The sequence below is a fragment of the Alteromonas sp. ABD4_190 genome, from assembly GCF_056160105.1.
Genome location: NZ_JBSWWN010000001.1, coordinates 1,403,923 through 1,423,039 on the forward strand (window position 1 = coordinate 1,403,923; position 19,117 = coordinate 1,423,039).

At 44.8% G+C, this 19,117-nt stretch carries 15 protein-coding genes, 1 pseudogene and 1 riboswitch; of the genes and pseudogenes, 6 read left to right on the forward strand and 10 right to left on the reverse strand.

What is annotated here, in order from left to right:
- Nucleotides 1–219 precede the first annotated feature (219 nt).
- Nucleotides 220–1,980 carry an acyl-CoA dehydrogenase family protein gene (locus ACXAFM_RS06145; RefSeq protein WP_474827840.1) on the forward strand — a complete coding sequence of 587 codons (1,761 nt, stop codon included), beginning with the start codon at nucleotides 220–222 and terminating at the stop codon, nucleotides 1,978–1,980.
- Nucleotides 1,981–2,074: 94 nt separating this feature from the next.
- Here ACXAFM_RS06145 and ACXAFM_RS06150 read toward each other — a convergent pair whose 3' ends face one another.
- A complete protein-coding gene (locus ACXAFM_RS06150) occupies nucleotides 2,075–2,617 on the reverse strand; it encodes a DUF3016 domain-containing protein (RefSeq protein ID WP_474827842.1) in 543 nt (180 codons plus the stop codon).
- A gap of 107 nt (nucleotides 2,618–2,724) precedes the next feature.
- A complete protein-coding gene (locus ACXAFM_RS06155) occupies nucleotides 2,725–3,087 on the reverse strand; it encodes a hypothetical protein (protein ID WP_474827844.1) in 363 nt (120 codons plus the stop codon).
- 465 nt (nucleotides 3,088–3,552) lie between these two features.
- Here ACXAFM_RS06155 and ccoG point away from each other — a divergent pair, with 465 nt between their 5' ends.
- The 5 genes from ccoG to ACXAFM_RS06180 all read left to right on the forward strand — a co-directional run bounded on the left by ccoG (nucleotide 3,553) and on the right by ACXAFM_RS06180 (nucleotide 10,025).
- Nucleotides 3,553–4,983: a cytochrome c oxidase accessory protein CcoG gene (gene ccoG, locus ACXAFM_RS06160; protein ID WP_474827846.1), complete on the forward strand. Its 1,431-nt coding sequence runs from the start codon at nucleotides 3,553–3,555 to the stop codon at nucleotides 4,981–4,983.
- A complete protein-coding gene (locus ACXAFM_RS06165) occupies nucleotides 4,980–5,963 on the forward strand; it encodes a serine/threonine protein kinase (RefSeq protein WP_474827848.1) in 984 nt (327 codons plus the stop codon). Before ccoG ends, ACXAFM_RS06165 begins: the two co-directional genes overlap by 4 nt.
- Before the next feature lie 118 nt (nucleotides 5,964–6,081).
- Nucleotides 6,082–6,346: riboswitch (cobalamin riboswitch) on the forward strand.
- Nucleotides 6,347–6,436: 90 nt separating this feature from the next.
- Nucleotides 6,437–8,359 carry a TonB-dependent receptor plug domain-containing protein gene (locus tag ACXAFM_RS06170; RefSeq protein WP_474827850.1) on the forward strand — a complete coding sequence of 641 codons (1,923 nt, stop codon included), beginning with the start codon at nucleotides 6,437–6,439 and terminating at the stop codon, nucleotides 8,357–8,359.
- 365 nt (nucleotides 8,360–8,724) lie between these two features.
- Nucleotides 8,725–9,357, forward strand: coding sequence for a thiol:disulfide interchange protein DsbA/DsbL (locus tag ACXAFM_RS06175; RefSeq protein ID WP_334059125.1), 633 nt, complete (start codon nucleotides 8,725–8,727; stop codon nucleotides 9,355–9,357).
- A 77-nt stretch (nucleotides 9,358–9,434) separates the two neighbouring features.
- Complete coding sequence (locus ACXAFM_RS06180) at nucleotides 9,435–10,025, forward strand: HD domain-containing protein (protein WP_474827853.1); 591 nt, start codon at nucleotides 9,435–9,437, stop codon at nucleotides 10,023–10,025.
- 66 nt (nucleotides 10,026–10,091) lie between these two features.
- On the opposite strand, the gene ACXAFM_RS06185 is transcribed toward ACXAFM_RS06180, so the two are convergent.
- From ACXAFM_RS06185 to cobA, 8 genes and pseudogenes are all read right to left on the reverse strand, one after another.
- Nucleotides 10,092–11,312, reverse strand: a complete 1,221-nt coding sequence (locus ACXAFM_RS06185) for an alginate export family protein (RefSeq protein WP_474827855.1) — start codon at nucleotides 11,310–11,312, stop codon at nucleotides 10,092–10,094.
- A gap of 136 nt (nucleotides 11,313–11,448) precedes the next feature.
- Complete coding sequence (locus ACXAFM_RS06190) at nucleotides 11,449–12,324, reverse strand: ABC transporter ATP-binding protein (protein ID WP_474827857.1); 876 nt, start codon at nucleotides 12,322–12,324, stop codon at nucleotides 11,449–11,451.
- Nucleotides 12,325–12,340: 16 nt separating this feature from the next.
- Nucleotides 12,341–13,336, reverse strand: coding sequence for an ABC transporter permease (locus ACXAFM_RS06195; protein WP_474827859.1), 996 nt, complete (start codon nucleotides 13,334–13,336; stop codon nucleotides 12,341–12,343).
- A gap of 86 nt (nucleotides 13,337–13,422) precedes the next feature.
- Nucleotides 13,423–14,832: a CmpA/NrtA family ABC transporter substrate-binding protein gene (locus ACXAFM_RS06200; protein WP_474827861.1), complete on the reverse strand. Its 1,410-nt coding sequence runs from the start codon at nucleotides 14,830–14,832 to the stop codon at nucleotides 13,423–13,425.
- A 577-nt stretch (nucleotides 14,833–15,409) separates the two neighbouring features.
- Nucleotides 15,410–15,949, reverse strand: coding sequence for a methyl-accepting chemotaxis protein (locus ACXAFM_RS06205; RefSeq protein ID WP_474830526.1), 540 nt, complete (start codon nucleotides 15,947–15,949; stop codon nucleotides 15,410–15,412).
- Between the two features lie 48 nt (nucleotides 15,950–15,997).
- Nucleotides 15,998–16,726 (reverse strand): annotated as a pseudogene (locus ACXAFM_RS06210) (PAS domain-containing protein); the annotation flags it as partial.
- A 436-nt stretch (nucleotides 16,727–17,162) separates the two neighbouring features.
- Nucleotides 17,163–18,149: a glycosyl transferase family protein gene (locus tag ACXAFM_RS06215; protein WP_474827863.1), complete on the reverse strand. Its 987-nt coding sequence runs from the start codon at nucleotides 18,147–18,149 to the stop codon at nucleotides 17,163–17,165.
- The gene (cobA, locus tag ACXAFM_RS06220) at nucleotides 18,133–19,110 is read right to left on the reverse strand and encodes a uroporphyrinogen-III C-methyltransferase (RefSeq protein WP_474827866.1); all 978 of its coding nucleotides are present in this window, start codon (nucleotides 19,108–19,110) and stop codon (nucleotides 18,133–18,135) included. Before cobA ends, ACXAFM_RS06215 begins: the two co-directional genes overlap by 17 nt.
- Between the last annotated feature and the right edge of the window lie 7 nt (nucleotides 19,111–19,117).

Consider the following 19,117-nt stretch of genomic DNA (forward strand, 5'->3'; position numbering starts at 1 on the left):
GCGTCAGTCATCATCATCAGAGCCTGTGTGACCTTTGCTGCACATTTAAAGTCCACGAGTCTTGGTAAACCTATGTGTTTCTCTCATATCAGTCCGCATAGATCATTACCCACATCATCCAAATTTATTATTAACTTTCCTTTAACGGACTATTCGGACTACGCTTTTTGTGACTATAATAAGCAAAATTAAAACACTTGTTTGAAAAAGGAGTCATCCATGCCTCTATACCACGCCCCTACAACTGATTTTCAGTTTTTGTTAAAAGACTGGCTTGGACTTGATGCTCACTACGAAAAGCTCGGTATCAGCGACTTTGATAGCGAATTAGCCAACGAGATTATTGCACAGGGTGCAAAGTTTGCTCTAGATGTGGTTGCCCCACTTAACCGTGAAGGCGATGAAGAAGGCTGTACGCTGAAAGACGGCAAAATTACCACACCTAAAGGCTTTGCTGATGCCTATCAGGAATACGTTGCAAACGGTTGGAATGCCATGTTAGGCACTGCCGAGTACGACGGACAGGATTTGCCGTACACCATGGCTGTGCCTGTTCACGAAATGCTAAATGCGGCGAATTTAAGCTGGCGCTTAACCACCATGCTGACAGAAAGCGCAACCCTTGCGGTTACTAAACACGCCAGTAAAGAATTAAAAGATATCTACCTTGCTAAACTAATCAGCGGTGAGTGGACAGGTACCATGAACCTGACCGAACCTCATGCGGGAACCGATTTGAGCCTGCTTAGTACTAAAGCTGAGCCTCAAAGCGACGGCAGCTATAAAGTAACCGGTAATAAGATCTTTATTACCGCAGGTGATCACGACTGGAGTTCGAACGTTATTCACCTTGTACTAGCTCGCTTGCCAGACGCACCGAAGGGCGTTAAGGGCATCAGCTTGTTCTTAGTGCCTAAGTTCCTTCCAGATGCCAGCAATGAGCCGGGCGAGGCGAACAGCTTGTCTGTAGGAAGTATTGAACACAAAATGGGGATAAAAGCGAGCCCGACTTGTGTGATGAACTTTGACGGTGCAACCGGGTATCTTGTTGGTGAAGAAAACCAAGGCCTAGCATGTATGTTCACCATGATGAACGATGCACGCTTCCAAGTAGGCCTACAAGGTTTAGGGGCGGCAGAAGCCTCTTACCAAGGCGCACTGACCTACGCCCGCGAGCGCGTGCAGTCTCGTGCACCACAGGGTATCCAAAACCCAGAGGGCAAAGCAGACCCAATCGTATTTCAACCTGACGTAGCGCGTATGTTACTTACGCAGAAATCACTGATTGAAGGCTGCCGTGCACTTTCACTTTTCTATGCCAAGTTTATGGACGTTGAGAAGCTTGGTGAAGGTCAAGAAAAAGAAGATGCCGACAAGATACTTCAGTTTTTAACCCCAATCTGCAAAGCTTTTATGACGGATATGGGCCTTGAGACCACCAGCCTAGGTGTACAAGTATTTGGTGGTCACGGCTTTATTCGTGAATGGGGTATGGAACAACTTATGCGCGACGTGCGCATTGCTATGTTATATGAAGGCACCAACGGTATTCAGGCGCTAGACCTTATTGGTCGTAAGCTTACCCGCGATGGCGGTCAAATGATGGAAGCGACCTATAATGCGTTTAACGCTTTGGTCAGCGACATTCAAGACAGTGAGGCGAAGGGTCTGGCTCAAGGTATTCTTGATGACTGGCGTGCATCTTCAGCCGATTGCTTAGGTATGGATGCCACCACCGCTGCTGCAGCTGCTTGTGATTACTTGGCATACAGCGCCTATTCGTTGATTGGTGTACTGTGGTACAGCATGGCCGACAAAGCGCAAGCTTCAGGTAACGCGGTCCTTGCAGCGTCTAAGATGAAGACACGTGACTTCTACATGGAACGTATCTTAGTACGTCGCGATGCGCACAAAGCCGCTTATAAAGCTGGCCCTGAAAGCACCCTTGCAATATCAGGTAATGAGTTTGATTATCTGTAGGTAGCTTGTATTTTTATAGCCCGTGAAATGAGGGTTATAAACACAAAAAAGGTCACTATATGTGACCTTTTTTATTGTGATTTGAACGAATGCGTTAGTCGTTCGCCGCTACTTGTGTTGAAAACGTATCTGAAAACCAATCGTTAAGCATGGCTTTTTCGTAGGATAGCGATTCCGTTCGATTGCGACGTATATTCGATTCCATAAAATCCATATCTTTAAGTTTTACATCTTCACCGCTTAAAATGACTTGACCGTCGGCATTAGCTAACGAGTAACTAAATGTCATTCTAGGAATATCAATGCGCTTAATGATACGCACGTCACTGCCAGCGCCGTTGCCAAATCCCACAAATTGACTCGGCCACACTTGGCCGGCTAAATCAACGTTCGTTACCGTCATAGACAATACCTGCGATTCCGGCAATTCACTGGCTAATTCAACGATATGCGATTCGAGCTCTTTTAAGGTGCGCTCTCGAAAGCGTTTACGAGATTCGTTAGTCGGCCTCACATCACTGTAAGACTCCGGCTCATCCCACGTAATTTTAACCTCAGCGGCTTGAGTGGGAACAAAAACGGCAAGCCCTATTGCTGCGGCGCAACTTAAAAAGGAAAAAGTACGTAATTTATTCACTTTCATGCTCCTACATTCAATTGATTTAACATCAAGCTAGCAAGCATTACGAAAGGTTTATAACACGCTATTGAGAAAGCGTACTCTCGACACAAAGGCAAATGTGACTATTCAACTTGCATAAATCGTGATTGCTTAATGATTAGGCATAGTTTAGCGCGTTTAGTTCCCGTGAAGTTTGGGTTTATGTCATCTGTTTCGCAATAAGCACGATGAAAGCGTTTAACGCTAGCGCCATCGGTTGTGATTTGTTTGACGTAATCCTGTTGATAGGGCTTTAGTGGGCTTAGCTGGATATTTATTTTGTCTTGTAAGCTATGCAATTCCTTTCGTTCAGGAAGTGTTGCAACAACCGTCAGCCAATTAGAAATAGAGTTTTGAATATCTTCGAAGAGATACTGAACAAAAGAAGATCTCAACACTATGATTAAAACAACAATTTCGGCAGCGATTATAAAAAACCTTAACATGACTTCTCAGCTAATTTTTGACAGATGTTTACGACAAATGGTGCCAATTTATTGAACACATTTAACTACACATGCTCAATAAACTTTTGTTAACTCACACTTTATTTGCGGACACTTTACATCATTTGTACGCTAATTGACCACAAATATTTCCCTACCAATGTATGATACTTTAATGATGCTCAATACAATGGACATAGCTCAAGTGTGTTAAACATGCTTGAACACTCATTTCTATATTAGCAAATATGACGTTCGATAATTTCAACTGATCTTGGCACTGTATCCATACCATTACGCATAGATTCAAGAAAAGAAGAAACCATGAAACTTTCTGAAGTTTCAGTATTGACTGAAATTTTAAAAAGATAGACCATACGCCGTATTATTGATCTATATTAAGTATGACGTGTTGAACGCAGTTATACTGCACAGGCAGTTTGTTACGTCACATAAGGTTAAGCTATGAATGAACAAATACCGGTCAAAAACGTAACACCGGTAAAAGTACATAAACCCAAAGGAGCCATAGAGGGCAAACGGCATGACTCACGCAGCCGTATTTATGTGCGCGCCGTGCAGGGCCCATTGGAGACGTTTAGACGTTTCTTCGGTCTTTTCTTTCTAGCCCTTTTTGCCATTATTCCGTGGATTCAGTACAACGGCCATCAGGCGGTACTGCTTGATATCGGCGAACAGCGTTTTACTATTTTCTCGCTTACCTTGTGGCCTCAAGACCTTACCTTACTGGCCTATATATTCATTGTTTCCGCTTTTGCATTATTCTTTGTCACCACCTTCGCAGGTAGAGTGTGGTGTGGCTTTATGTGTCCACAAACGACATGGGTATATATATACACTTGGTTTGAAGAAAAGTTCGAAGGGCCACGAAACAAGCGTATAGCCCTTGATGCACGCAAGATGGATACCGACAAATTTTTACGTAAAACGGCAAAGCATACTGCTTGGGTTCTGGTAGCATTATTAACTGCGCTAACCTTTGTCGGCTACTTCACCCCCATCGATGCCTTGTTTGTTGACTTTGTCACATTTGACACCAGCTTCTGGGCGGGTTTCTCAGTTATCTTTTTTGCAGTTTGTACCTACGGAAATGCAGGCTATATGCGTGAAATTATGTGCACGCACATTTGTCCTTATGCACGATTCCAATCTGCCATGTTCGACAAAGATACCTTTACCGTATCCTACGATGCAAAACGGGGCGAACAACGCGGTCCACGCCCTCGAAAACTTAGTCACGAGCAGGTGCAGGAGAAAGGCTTAGGTGACTGCATTGACTGTAATTTATGTGTTCAAGTCTGCCCTACCGGTATTGATATTCGCAACGGCCTTCAATACGAATGCATCAACTGCGGTGCTTGTGTTGATGCCTGTAACGGCGTTATGGACAAGATGGGCTATCCCAAAGGCCTGATAAGCTTTACCTCGGAAGAAGAACTTGCTGGCGGTAAAACTCATATATTGCGCCCTAAATTAATTGGGTATTTTGTCGTACTTGTTGTTATGACCGGTTTGCTATTCGCTAATATTTGGATGCGCAGCCCCACCGAAGTCGACATTATCCGCGATAGAAATTCCCTATACCGCGAAACCAATGAAGGGCTAATTGAGAACGTCTATACCATAAAAGTGCTCAATAAAACCCAGCAAGAGCAAACGTATACGATTGCTGTAAAAGGTCTGCCTGACTATGAGTATATAGGTGAGCAAACTGTAACAGTTGAAGGCGGTGCGGTGTATAGCACGCCAATTTCAGTTGCAACTGACGCCTATAATCTGGAAGATACGGTTACCGATATTTTTATCAGTGTAACCACCACAATTGATGGGGAAACGGTTACTGTTGATGAGCCAACTAAGTTCCTTTATCGATGACAGATTTTTCATTCTCTGGGCTTAGCCCAGACACCATATTAGATGCCCTGGAAAGTCAGGGCATTTTTCTTCAAAGCGGTTTGCTAGCACTAAATAGTTATGAAAACCGCGTCTATCAGTTTTTGGCTGAAGACGGTCAGCGCTATGTAGCAAAATTCTATCGCCCAGGTCGATGGACCGACGCTCAAATTCTTGAAGAACACGCGTTTGCTGCAGAGCTAATCGATAACGAAATCCCATTGGCTGCACCTATAGCTTTAAACGGTAAAACGCTACATCACCATACGGTGGCGGAGACTGACTATCGATTTACACTATTCCCTTCGGTAGGCGGTAGACAGTTTGAGAACGACAACCTTGAACAGCTCGAATGGATGGGGCGTTTTATAGGCCGCATTCACCGCGTAGCGTCAGCTAAAGGGTTTGCAGATCGCCCCTCAATTGACATTGAAAGTTACCTTGATGAGCCCAAACAGGTTCTGTTGCAAAGCACACTGCTACCCGAGCATTTGAAGACGGCCTTTTTTGCCATACTCAATCCAGTTATTGAGGCCACCCAACAAGCGTATAAGCCAACATCGAATATTCGTTTACACGGTGACTGCCACCCAGGCAATATACTATGGCGCGACGGTCCAACCTTCGTTGACTTAGATGACTGCCGTATGGGACCCGCTATTCAAGACTTATGGATGATGTTAAGTGGCGACCGCCAACAGCAGCTTTTGCAGCTAGATACCCTAGTAGAGGCCTACGAAGAATTTCACGAATTCGATACGTCCCAGCTACCTCTTATTGAGCCACTAAGAGCAATGCGCATGGTGCATTACATGGCGTGGCTTTCTCGTCGGTGGGAAGACCCTGCGTTTCCTCGTGCGTTCCCTTGGTTTGCTGAAGACAAATATTGGGAAGGCCAAATACTTGCCCTTAAAGAACAGCTATCTGCACTCCAAGAGCCTCCGCTAAAATTGGGGTACTGAGCCTTCTGCCTTACTGCTGAAAAACGCTTTTTCGATAACCCTAGTACAATAACCGTATGCGGGTTACGAAAAAGCGTAAGGTATAAGAAACCGTATTCGCTATCACTTTTTAAGTTCTATATAATCGCTTTGTGTAGGTGCTTTTGTCGCGCTCCATAACTACTACTGTGACAATAGTTAAACGGGAAATCAGTGAAAAGCTGATGCTGCCCCCGCAACGGTAAACTCAACGCATTGTCGTTTTCTTTTCTTTGCGCCACTGTCTTTTATACGTTAACGCGCTACAGCGCAATCAGACGCCATTAGATGGGAAGGCAAAAGAGCCATTACCTTATCGGTCTTGGTGAGTAAGCCCGGATACCGGCCTGTACTTCATGGTGTCGTTTGCTTGCTCACATCCATAACTAAGCAAAAACGTGCACTTTCCCTAATCATGTGCTCGGGTGGAGCGCATCAAAGACAATATAAAAACCATGCGTACACATTTTACTAAAGCAGCCCTTAGCGCTGCAGTTATTTCGTGCTTAAGCACACCTGCCTTTGCTCAAACCTCAAATCAAGATATTGAAACGCTTACCGTCACTGGCACGCGTCTGCCTATTTCGCTAAATAAACTGCCTGGCTCAGTATCGGTGCTCACTGAAAGCGATATTAAAGCTTCGGGCGCACTTCAACTTACCGACCTAATTCGCGGCTTACCTGGCGTTAGTTTGTCTCAGTCAGGCAGCCCTGGTGGGTTAACAGAGCTGCGCGTGCGCGGCGGTGAAACCAACCATCTGCTTGTTTTAATTGATGGCGTTGTTGCCAACGATGTAGGCCAAGGGAGTCTTGTTGACCTTGCTCACCTAACTAGCGCCAACGTAGTGCGCATTGAGCTACTTCGCGGCCCGCAAAGTGCGAGGTGGGGTAGCGGCGCAATTGGTGGTGTACTAAGCATTACCACTAAATCTGGCCAGTTTGCCGACAATGTTTCTCACGTAGATTTTTCTGCAGGCGTTGGTACACAAGGTACGTTGCAGGGCAGTATGAATGCGCGCTCACAAAGCGATAACGTGGGTGTATCTGCCTACGCGAGCTATATTCGAACTGACGGCGATAACGTGTCTCGCGTTGGTACCGAAGATGATGGCTATGACAATATGACTGCCGGCATAAACCTCAATTATGCCGCCACCACCGAACACACCTTCATCGCGAATTTACGTTCTGTTCAATATGAAAATGACTATGACGGTACTGACTTTGTATTAACCGGCCTTCCTGCTGATACAGATAACGTAACAGATGGCTCACAAATAAGCGCGAAGCTAAGATGGGAATTTGCCCCTGCAAATAAAGGCTACCGCTCGGCATTAAGTGCACACTATCGTAAAGATGAAAACGATAATACTGAATCGGGTACAGATACAGGCGGCACCACAGGTGAGCGAATTGAGTTAAATTGGACCAGTTTTTACACTATCGATAATTGGGATTTTGCAGGCGGTGTTGAATATCTGCAGCGTCTTTTTGACCAGCGCGGCCCTATTGTATTTGGCGATCCTAATCAAAAACAACACGACAACACCTACAGCGTATTTGCAGAAGCAAACAGTCAGTTTACCGAGTCGCTAACTGCAACATTAAGCGCAAGGTTCGACAACAATAGTGAGTTTGATAACGCGGTAAGTTATCGCGCCGGCCTCACATGGCAGCTTAACGATTACTACTCCGTTTTTACCAGCTATGGTAAAGCCGTTAAAGCCCCTACTTTTACCGAGCGTTTTGGTTACTTCCCAGCGAGCTTTATAGGTAACCCTAACCTTGAGCCCGAAACCAGTGAAGAATGGGAAGTGGGTGTTAAAGCGAGCTGGACATCATTGTCTGCGCAAATCAGCGCTTACACTACTGACCTTGAAGATGAAATAAACGGTTTTGTGTTTGTATCTGACTTGGGGGCGTTCAGCGCAGATAATATTGACGGTGATAGTTCACGAGAAGGGATTGATGTAGAACTAAACTGGGACAGCGGCTATGGTGACATTACTGCCGCCTATAGCTACCTAGACGCTGAACAAACTGACAGTGGTATCACAAGCACAGAGTTACGTCGTGCTCGCCATCAAGGCTCGATAACTTATACCACTGACTTTGGTACAGAAAAGTTCAGCTTGTACACCAAGCTGGCCTACACGGGGAGTCGCTACGACACTTTCTTCCCGCCATTCCCTGAGTCATCTCAAACGTTAGCGCTTTCAGCTTATACCCTTGCTACCGTTAACTTCGGTTATCAAATTGACAGTCAGTGGCAGGTCTCGTTGAAAGTCGACAATGCATTTGATGCCGACTATGAAGACATTGTGGGCTATGCGGGTCAGGAGCGACGAGCGCTCTTTTCAGTTAACTTCGCTATGTAGTTAATTCAGGCTTAGCCTAGCAATTTATCCGGCTACATCTTGGTGTAGCCATTTTTCGTTCAATAGTTCCACGTCTATTGTATTGCTGTAGTTTTTGCATCTAATTATTATCATCTCTTTTACCGCTAACCTAGGCTTCAGATCGTTCCCTTTCTCACGTCTTATGATCTCCCCTTCGCAATTAATGTTATTCATATTCTATTCATAGTAAGAGGTTTATTCTGCGACAATCGCTTATCCTATCGCAGACAATGTTAACCTTATCGCGTACTAAGACCTTGTTGCGAAACAGGTCCTAGTTAAGCTAATAAGGCTGTGATAATCTCAACTTTGATAATCGTTTTTTTAATACAGGATCATAATCCATGAAAAAGTTTGCAGTAATGTTTGTCATGGCAATGCTTTTGCCATTAACAGCTTGTGCTCAAGAACCGGCGTCTAAATGGAAAGAAGGCACGCACTATAAAGTGCTTGATAAAGAAGCCACAGATAAACCCGTAATTACTGAGTACTTCTCATTTTGGTGCCCACACTGCTTCCAATTTGAACCAATCGTTGCACAAATCAAAGAAAAGAAAAGCGACGGTACTAAGTTCAACAAAGTACACGTAAACTTTATGCGCTTTACCGGCCCAGAAGTTCAGGACGATGCTACCAAAGCTATGCTTATTGCACGTGCAATGAAGCAAGAAGATGCAATGAACGGCGCTATCTTCAACTATATTCATAAACAGCGTGCGTCTATCACAGGGCTGAAAGACCTTCGCAACATCTTCGTAGTTAACGGCGTAGACGGTGCAGAGTTTGATAAAATGGCGAAGAGCTTCGGCGTTAATAGCATGGTGCGCAAAAACCAACAGCAAATCGATGAGTACCGTGAGCACCTAACAGGTGTGCCTAGCTTTATTATCAACGGTAAATATCAGCCAACGTTTACCTCTGACATGACATTCGATGACATCGCTGACCTTATCGTGTGGTTGTCAGAGCAGAAGTAATTTGGTTTAACAACCAATAACACCTTTAATTATGAAATGGGCGCTCTTGCGCCCATTTTTACGCCTAGGAGCCCCAAATGCATGCAGTAAGTGACTTTGCCGAATTCATTTGTGAACTTGATCAACTCAAAGCAGTGAAGCGTCAGATTACGCTTCCAAGTGATAACTATCGCCAAGAAAACTCAGCAGAGCACAGCTGGCACGTCGCATTAATGGCAAACATGTTAAGTGAATATGCAGCCAAGCCAATTGATATCACGCGAGTTATTCGCATGATCCTTATTCACGATATCGTAGAAATTGACGCTGGCGATATGTTTGCGTTTAACCAGCAAGCCGACCATGACGCACAAGCTGAGAAGGAGCTTGCTGCAGCCAAGCGCATTTTTGGGTTGTTACCAAGTCCTCTGGATAATGAAATGCTTGAGTTATGGCTTGAGTTTGAAGCAGCCGAAACCGCAGATGCAGAATTTGCTAAAGCCATGGACCGAGTGCTACCCGTTTTCCAAAACATGAAAGACAATGGGGGAAGCTGGAAACGCCATTCAATTGCAAGAGAGAAAATTGAAGCGCGAAATGCACATTTAAAATCTTGTGCGCCAGCACTGTGGGACTACGTTACTCATCAGCTAGATATTGCCGTTGAAAAAGGCTGGCTAAGTCAATAACGACTTAGCCAATCTAGTTTCGTGAAGCTACGCTAGGTTAGGTCTGAGAGTTAATTCGCTTAGCACTTAAAAACGTGTACCAACCCACATCCAAAAGCGATTAGCGTCTACTTTTATATCGCCCGCGTCGTAGGTACCGTACTTGATACCGAAATTGTACTTACCCGCAAATTTCTTGGTGTATTGAACATTAAATTCGCTACCTAAATCATCAACACCATTGCTGCTGTCGTCAGCGCTGAAATCATGATAAGCCAAAAGCCACTTACCACCGGCTAGGCCGCCAGAAAGTGAAAACTTAAGGTCTTGTAAGCCTTGTGCTGGTGTCCCCAAAAACTGATCGGTCCAACCGTTGAACTTGTGTAGAGTAGCAAGAGGTGTAGCAAACCCGTACAGTCCATCATCTGAACCTAGTACTTCATAATCGACTTTAGCGGTTACACCAGAGAAGGTTGCGGCTAGATAAGCATTTAGGTAAGACGCATCGAAATCAGTGGCTGTTTCTCCTGCGCCAGCTTCGCTCGATTGCGTAGCAAACTCAGCGCCATAAGCCCAATTTATACTGTCCCCTTTCATCTTTCCATCATAGCTTACGCCATACGTATCCAGCGCATTGTCTGTATCATTATCTACTTCTAATAAATACGCGTAGGCCACAAACTTACCGATTTTCGACTTATAAGTAGCGTGAAGGATATGATCTTTTGAATCTAAATCAGCAGCTTCGGCGAAAATACGGTTACGTTTATACAAATAGCTATAGAAAAGCTCAAGATTGTCAGTTGCCGCATACTTTGCGCTTACGGCATCAAAGGTCTGGCGGTCCTGTCTCCAACCAACGTGACCAACAAATCTGTGGTCGTCTAGCGTAATAACTTGACGACCAACCTTGGCGGTAAAGCCATCTGTTTTGTATTGAATAAAGGCTTGGTCAACTTCCGTTGTTTCTGGGTCAGCAATGACTGAGTATTCACCCACATTGAAGCCAGTAGGCCCTACGGTAAACTCATCTTGCCCCATTACAATGCGGCTATCTTCAACTTCGGCGGTAAACGAGAAACCATTGACACTCCCTGAGCTAAAGCCTAAACGGGTGCGTAAGGTCAGCGCGCTTGCATCTTCTAGCGCGTTGTCTTGATCTACGGCTTCATAACGTAAATTAAGGTCAGCCCATGCTTTTGAGTCGCTTAGCGCAGTGTGAATATCAGCAGCCATCGCGCTGCCACCTAGTACTGCCATAACAGAGGCAGCTAACATATTAATGCTTAGTTTTTTAAACGTGTTCATGCGTGTTCCCTATCGGTTTTGATTTTAATTTTTTATTAGCCAACACTTACCCAGCCAGCATGAAAATGCCGGTTAAAAAGTGAAAGTTATACGTTGTGGGCGGTACAATTACCGCCCTTATCAGATGCCGATAGTGCTAGGCAGCATCTGATTTTTTAGGGTCTTTTTTTTCAGATGTCACCCCGCTGGGTTTTGATGATGCGTTGTTAGTACGTGAAGTAACGGTTTCAACCTTTTTCTGCTTATCGTAAAGGAAGGTTAATACCTCATGTCTGTAGTGGTTATATTGTTTGTTGTCGGCAAGCGCTAATCGGTCGCGCGGGCGAGGCAACTCAATATCTAGAATTTCACCAATGGTGGCGGCGGGCCCATTGTTCATCATTACGATGCGATCAGATAGCAATACGGCCTCATCCACGTCATGGGTAATCATGATGACGGTATTACCCAAATCAGCATGAATTTCCATTAGCGAGTCTTGAAGGTGAGCACGGGTTAATGCGTCAAGCGCGCCAAACGGTTCGTCCATCAATAACACTTTAGGTTCCATTGCCAATGCACGGGCAATACCTACTCGTTGTTTCATACCCCCGGAGATCTCACTTGGCAATTTGTCGAGTGCGTGAGTCATGTGTACAAGCTCTAAGTTGTGCATGATCCATTCGCGCATTTCTCCTTTACTCTTGCCCCGCATGGTTGATTTAACCGCAAGCTCGACATTTTTATAAACAGTAAGCCAGGGCAATAAAGAGTGATTTTGAAATACTACAGCGCGCTCTGGTCCAGGCTGCTTCACTTCAGCGCCATCTAATATTACGCCTCCTGAAGTCGCTTGGTGTAAACCCGCGATAATATTCAGCACAGTCGATTTTCCGCAGCCAGAGTGACCAATTAGTGATACGAATTCGCCTTTGCTAATTTTTAGATTTACATCTTGAAGCGCAGTAAAGGGGCCCTTTGGAGTTGGGAAGTCGATACCTACCTGCTCTAATTCTAAATGTTTAGTATGCATAAATTTCTCCTCAAAATTAGCGTAATACGCTCGACTTATCCCAACTTACCGCGCGCTGAATTGATAACATTAGACGGTCCAATACAAAGCCGATGACACCAATAGTTAATACTGCCACCATGATTCTGGCTAAGGATTCTGAGCTACCGTTTTGAAACTCATCCCAAACAAACTTTCCTAACCCTGGGTTTTGGGCAAGCATTTCTGCGGCAATAAGTACCATCCAACCAATACCAAGCGATAATCGAAGCCCAGTGAAAATCATTGGAATTGAAGATGGCAGTACTATTTTCGTAAGGTGAGCAAAAGGTGTAAGACGCAGCACTTTGCTCACGTTAATAAGATCTTTTTCAATGTTTGACACCCCTACCGCAGTGTTAATAAGGGTTGGCCATAGGCAGCAAAGCGAGACCGTGAAGGCTGAAGTAACAAATGACTTTGAAAACGCTGGGTCTTCGCTTACATAAAGCGCACTTACTACCATAGTAACTAGTGGCAACCATGCTAGTGGCGAAACGGGTTTGAATAATTGAATAAGCGGATTTATTGCCGTGTAGGCTGATTTGCTTAAACCACACAAAATACCCAATGGAACTGCAACTACTGATGCAATAAAAAATCCAACCATAACGGTGTAGAGGCTGGTCCAAATTTGATCGAAGAAAGTAGGCGCACCGGTAAAGTCTCGTATCTTCGGCTTATAAGTAGGGTCTTGCGCCACACGTGCTGCATTTCGTTCTTCTTGACGTTGATAGAAAGCGTCTGCCTTTTCGCGTTGGGCGACATGCTCGTCTATTAAAGCTCCCGCTTGTTCAAAAACTTGTGCAGGGCCTGGAAATTGGCCTAACGATGTATCGATACTTTTTGCAACACCATTCCAAATTGCCAGAAACATCAGCAAGCCGATTACAGGCAGCAACAACGCAGGCGTGGATTGATATAAACGACTCAATAAAGAGTTTGCGTTTGACGGCGATGATGGAAGGCGAAGAATGGTTGTCATCTTGCTCATTGCTTGCTCCTGATACTTAATGTGCGCTATTGCGCTGTGAATGCCCCGTCTCACCTGAGGGTCGACGAGGCAACTTTACGAGACACTTACAGAACAGTGTCGCCTTTAAGACCAATATCAAATTGCTCTAAGTAAGCGTTAGGCTTGCTTCCATCAAACGTTACGCCATCAATAAACTCGCTCTGAGGCGGCTTATAACCTGTTTCCGTTCCAAACTCAGGGAAATCAGATGCCTTTGCTTTACCCTCAGCGATAAGCGCTTTAGCAGCTTGGGCATAAACTTCTGGCTTATAGACTTTCTTGGCCGTTTCCTTGTACCAATCGTCAGACTTAGCTTCTGAAATTTGGCCCCAGCGGCGCATTTGTGTGAGATACCAAATTGCATCACTGTAGTACGGGTAAGTAGCGTTGTAGCGGAAGAACACATTGAAGTCTGGCACGTCACGCTTATCGCCTTTTTCGTATTCGAAGGTGCCCGTCATGCTGTTAGCCAGTACATCTTCGTCCGCGCCAACGTAGTTGCTCTTAGCAAGAATTTTTACTGCTTCAGGACGGTTAGCATTGTCATTTTCATCCAGCCACATTGCTGCGCGAATTAATGCTTTAACCACACGGATGTGAGTATTAGGGTACTTGTCAGCCCAACTTTGGCTTACACCAAACACTTTTTCAGGGTTATTTTTCCAGATCTCATAATCAGTAATTACAGGTACACCGATACCTTTAAATACCGCTTGTTGGTTCCATGGCTCACCTACGCAGTAGCCATAAATAGTGCCTGCTTCCATAGTCGCTGGCATTTGTGGTGGTGGCGTTACAGACAATAGCGCTTGTGCATCGATTTGGCCTGCGGTATCACCTTTGTGAGGAGCGTAATAACCTGGGTGAATGCCACCTGCTGCTAGCCAATAACGCAGCTCGTAGTTGTGGGTAGATACAGGAAATACCATGCCCATATTGAAAGGTTTACCGGCGTTGCGGTATTCATCAACAACCGGTTTAAGATAATCAGCTTTGATTGGGTGTACAGGCTTGCCATCTTCCTGTGGAATGTACGCCTTCATTTTCTCCCAAATCTCATTTGATACAGTAATACCATTGCCGTTTAGATCCATGCTAAACGCAGTAACTACATGAGATTCCGTACCAAAACCAATAGTCGCGCCAAGCGGTTGACCTGCAAGCATGTGAGCGCCATCTAGCTGACCATCAATAACCCGATCTAGCAGCACTTTCCAGTTTGCTTGCGCTTCTAATGTGACGTAAAGCCCTTCATCTTCGAAAAAGCCTTTCTCATACGCCACAGCAAGCGGCGCCATATCTGTCAGTTTAATAAAACCAAATTTCAGCTCTTCTTTTTCTGGCCATCCTACTGCGGGCGCTTGTGCTGAAACAGATGTTGAAAATGTTGCTACAGACACGACAAGTGCAGCACAAACGCTTGCGCCCACCGTTCTAAAGCGTTTTAGTAATGATGTTGTCTTTAACCCAGTCATACGTGTTCCTCGTAGCCAAAAAAAAACCCACCAGCTATAGACATTTACATGTCTAGCACGGTGGGCTTCGTTGCCGTGTTAGTAACATCGGAGTAATTACTAACGCATCAAGTTGTTATTGGTAAGTCAGGAATTCCCGCTCACACACCTCATCTTAAAGGGAGGTTATAAAAAAGCTTTAGCTTAATAAAACCATCTTTTCTTATTATTATCATTTGCCATAAATGCTGGAGAAGTTGGAGCTTCCTTACCGTTCTCCACTGATTCCTGATAATTTTTCTTATTCACACTATGGAAAATGTTGTGCATTACACGATGCATAAGCAGTCGTGTCGCATTCGCAGCCTTGTATGGCAACGTTGTTTTGCACGTATGTATTGCAGCCAACGTGCCAAGAATTTAACCATATGATTATTAAAGAAATACTGAAAAATATAGCTAGGCACTTACAAACTAAAGAAAGGTTTTGTGCACCAAAACGGGGGAGGTGTTCAACCATGGTGCGAGCAAACAAGCACCACGATTGAGTATATTGAAACGTATAAACACGCCTAACACGAATGATAGACGCTTTGATCTATAGACGTTTAGTGAACTGTCCGATAGCGTTCACTACTTCATTTGCTCCACTTTGAATTTCACCCATCGCGTTACCTGATTGCGTTGAATATTCAAGTGCATCTCGGGCTTTTTCCTGTCCTGCTTCAATAAGCTGAACGGCATTTTCAGTAAGTTTTCTGTTCTCTACAACAACGTTGACTATTTCTTCTGTAGCACTGCTTGTTCGTGAAGCCAATTGCCTTACTTCATCGGCAACAACAGCAAACCCTCTCCCCTGATCTCCCGCGCGAGCGGCTTCGATAGCGGCGTTAAGCGCGAGCAAATTGGTTTGATCAGCAATTCCACTGATACTTTTTACCAAATCGGCAACTTTTTGTGATTGCTCATCGAGGTCTTTGATGCCTTCGCTCGCATTGCCCATTTGAGTGGTGAGCTCATTCATTGCTTTCACTGTGGCATTAAGCACTTCATTACCTTTGCGGGCTTGCTCTCCTGTCTCTTGCGAGATATTAAATGCCACATTAGCCGCTTCAGAAATTGCAAACTCACGCTGCATTTGCTCAGTAATGACAGTGGCAAACTTAACGACTTTATAAAGGTTTCCGTCTTCATTTCTAATTGGGTTATACGACGCTTCTAACCAAACTTCGTTGCCCCTACTGTCTATTCGCTTAAACCTACCTGATTCTAATCTCCCTTCAGCTAAGTCCCGCCAGAAATGTTTATATTCTTCTGAATTAGCTTCTTGTTCGGTACAAAACATTCTGTGATGCTTACCTTCTATTTGCTCTAGGGTGTAACCCATACCTTTAAGAAAGTTGTCATTCGCTGTTATTATTGTGCCATCTAAATTGAACTCAATGACAGCAGAAGAGCGATGGAGCGCATCAATCATATCGCGCAGTTCGTTGCTATGCGTGATGTTCCGCGTTTGTTCTGCCATGTAGAAGGCGATATATTTTACGTTACCGTTCGCGTCATCAACGGGCTGCACAATACCGCGTACCCACATTTCTTGACCTTTCGCATCTAAAAAACTGACTGCTCCATGCCAATGACGATGCGTTTTAATCGCACCGAGCATATCCTGTCCAGCAGGTTTTCTAAGCGCACTTTGGCTCATCAATCTCTCTAGAGACTTTCCCTCTAATTCACCTATTGAGTAACCAGTTGCCTGAGAACACAAGTCGTTGATAGCATTAACCCTACCGTCAGGGTTTAATTCTATATAAAGCATCTCTTCGCGCAGCTCCTCCTGAACTGTTTGATATGCCTCAATCTCCTTTTTCAAACGTAAGTTTTCAGCTATTACCTCTTTATTTTTGAAAAACATCCTCTGCTCCTGATGAACTAAGCGCGCTTATTCGTCAGCCTGTAAGCCTTCGGCGATGCAGCACATTTGAAATAGTACGTGCTCCGTCATTCGCCATTACGGTTAGTGTCTGAAACGATAAGCTAATTTTTTCGGTTTTGATTAAAGATAGCAGAGGGAATCGAGATTATTAGGGATTAATAAAAATAAAAGCATTAATATTTGTTGGTCTATGAAAGATCTTTCCCTGTGAACCAGAACAAGCAAGCTCTGGGCTTGCTCAGCCTCACTTTACGGAAGCGATGTATATACGCAGCGATTAAGCAATACGACGATTGGCGATTTTTCGTCAATCAACAAGCTTTTTATGCTCTGATAAATTCCATGTTTAAGCTGGTAGTTCGCGATCAATTAAGCGTGCTCTCTTATAAAGTAAATGGTCAACACAACCAAGTCATTAGAATGGCGATGCGCTCTTATCTCGCTGCGCCCAAAGCTGTCGTGCTTGCGATAAAGCATCTGCAACATCACAACTTTGTAGAAGCACTAGATAGCTGGCAAGCGTACTTAAAATGGCCTGTTCACCGTAAAGGCTGCTTGCTTTACCCGCCCACACATCAAGCATGTCGTCTACGTTCATATCTTTGTCTTTTAGCGCCCACTTGTCAGCAACCACCGGCATTATTACTTCGTCAGTTTTACCATTACGGGTAATGAAAAGTTCGGTTTCTCGTTCTCCGTTAACCTCGGGGTCGCCACCATCGCCGCGAAAACAAAGAGCGTTTATCGACGGATAATTTTCATTAACGCGACAATGCTTATGGTCAAGGTGCATGTGGTAAACCCCTTGCACACAGAACTCTGCGCTAGTGGGGTTCAATAGTCTGGCTAGGGTGTTGGCACAAGAGCGTAGCCCAAACACGTCGCGCAGCTTAATAATGGTATCAAGCGCGGGCAGTAAATATGATAAATCGAGATAGGTTACGCCTTTATCAGCAAGCTGCTGGTTTGCCTCAGCGATACTGGTGACTTCAGGTAGTCCCAACTTTGGCAATGCTATGCTTGCATAAAGACGACCAGAACCGGGTTCATGGGCACCGTGAAGCATAATGGAATAACCGTTTTTGGCTAGTACGGCTACGGCCAGTAAGTACCAAGGAAGCTGACGACGTTTTCCTGCATAACACCCAATATCTAACGTTGGGGTAAGTGTCTTAACTTCAGGCTCAATCAGTTCTCGGCACGCATCGACAAAACCAATCACTTCTTCTGGCGTCTCTTCACGGGTGCGAAGTAACATAAGAAATGCGCCCCGTTGATCGCCGGTTACTTCATTGGCCAATACCATTTTCATGGCATGATAAGCTTCATCACGGGTAAGGCTACGCCCCCCTTTTTGACCCTTACCAATAATCTTAATGTATTCGCTAAATGGTTGCTGCATGTTCGGATGAATGAAGTAGAAGTGTATTTACCTGTTGTCGAGACTCTACCACCTTTCCAAATATAAGTAACGTGGGCCCAGTTAAATTTGCCGCTGTTACTTTGCCATGTATATTGGCAAGCTCGCCAGTGATTACGCGCTGGTGAGGCGATGTAGCATTTTCAACTGCCGCTACCGGCCACGAACCTGGCACCTTGTGCTGTATCAAACCTTTGCAAAGCCCCTCAAGGCGGCTTAGCCCCATATAAACCACCATGGTTTGCTTTAATACATTCTGCGCCATCGGTGCCATTTCAGGCCATTGTTCTGCATCTTTAAAGTGTGCAGTCATAAAACTCACCGATTGGGCACAGCGCCTGTCGGTAAGAGGAATACCCGTATAGGCAGACACGCCCGATGCGGCTGTAATACCAGGGACAATAGCAAAAGAAATGTTAGCTTTTGTTAGCGCATCGGTTTCTTCACAGGTTCTCGCAAACAAGGCTGGGTCACCACCTTTTAGTCGCACCACGGTGTGGCCCAAACTGGCAAGATCAACCACCCGCTTGCAAATAGCGTCTTGGGTAAAACTATGCTTCTTACAGCGCTTTCCTACATATTCTTTCGTTACACTAGATGGAATAAGCGAAAGGATATCTTCGCTTACAAGTGCGTCAAACAGTACCACGTCAGCTTGCTGTAAAAGGCGAAGCGCTTTTAAGGTAAGTAGCTCTGCATCGCCAGGACCTGCACCTACAATAAATACTTGGCCCTGTTCATTGCGCTCATCGCCAAGGTTTTCTGTATTCAGCCACCTGTCTAGGTACGAATACTTAGCCAAGGGTTTGAAATTGCCAGAACGCTGGCGAGTAGTCGAAGTCTTAGCCACAGTGGCATCGCGATAAAAAAGATTAGACAGAGGTTTCTGCTGTTTGAATAAGGTGCGCAAAAACGGTAAAGACCAGCTAGATGCAATTGACATAATTTAA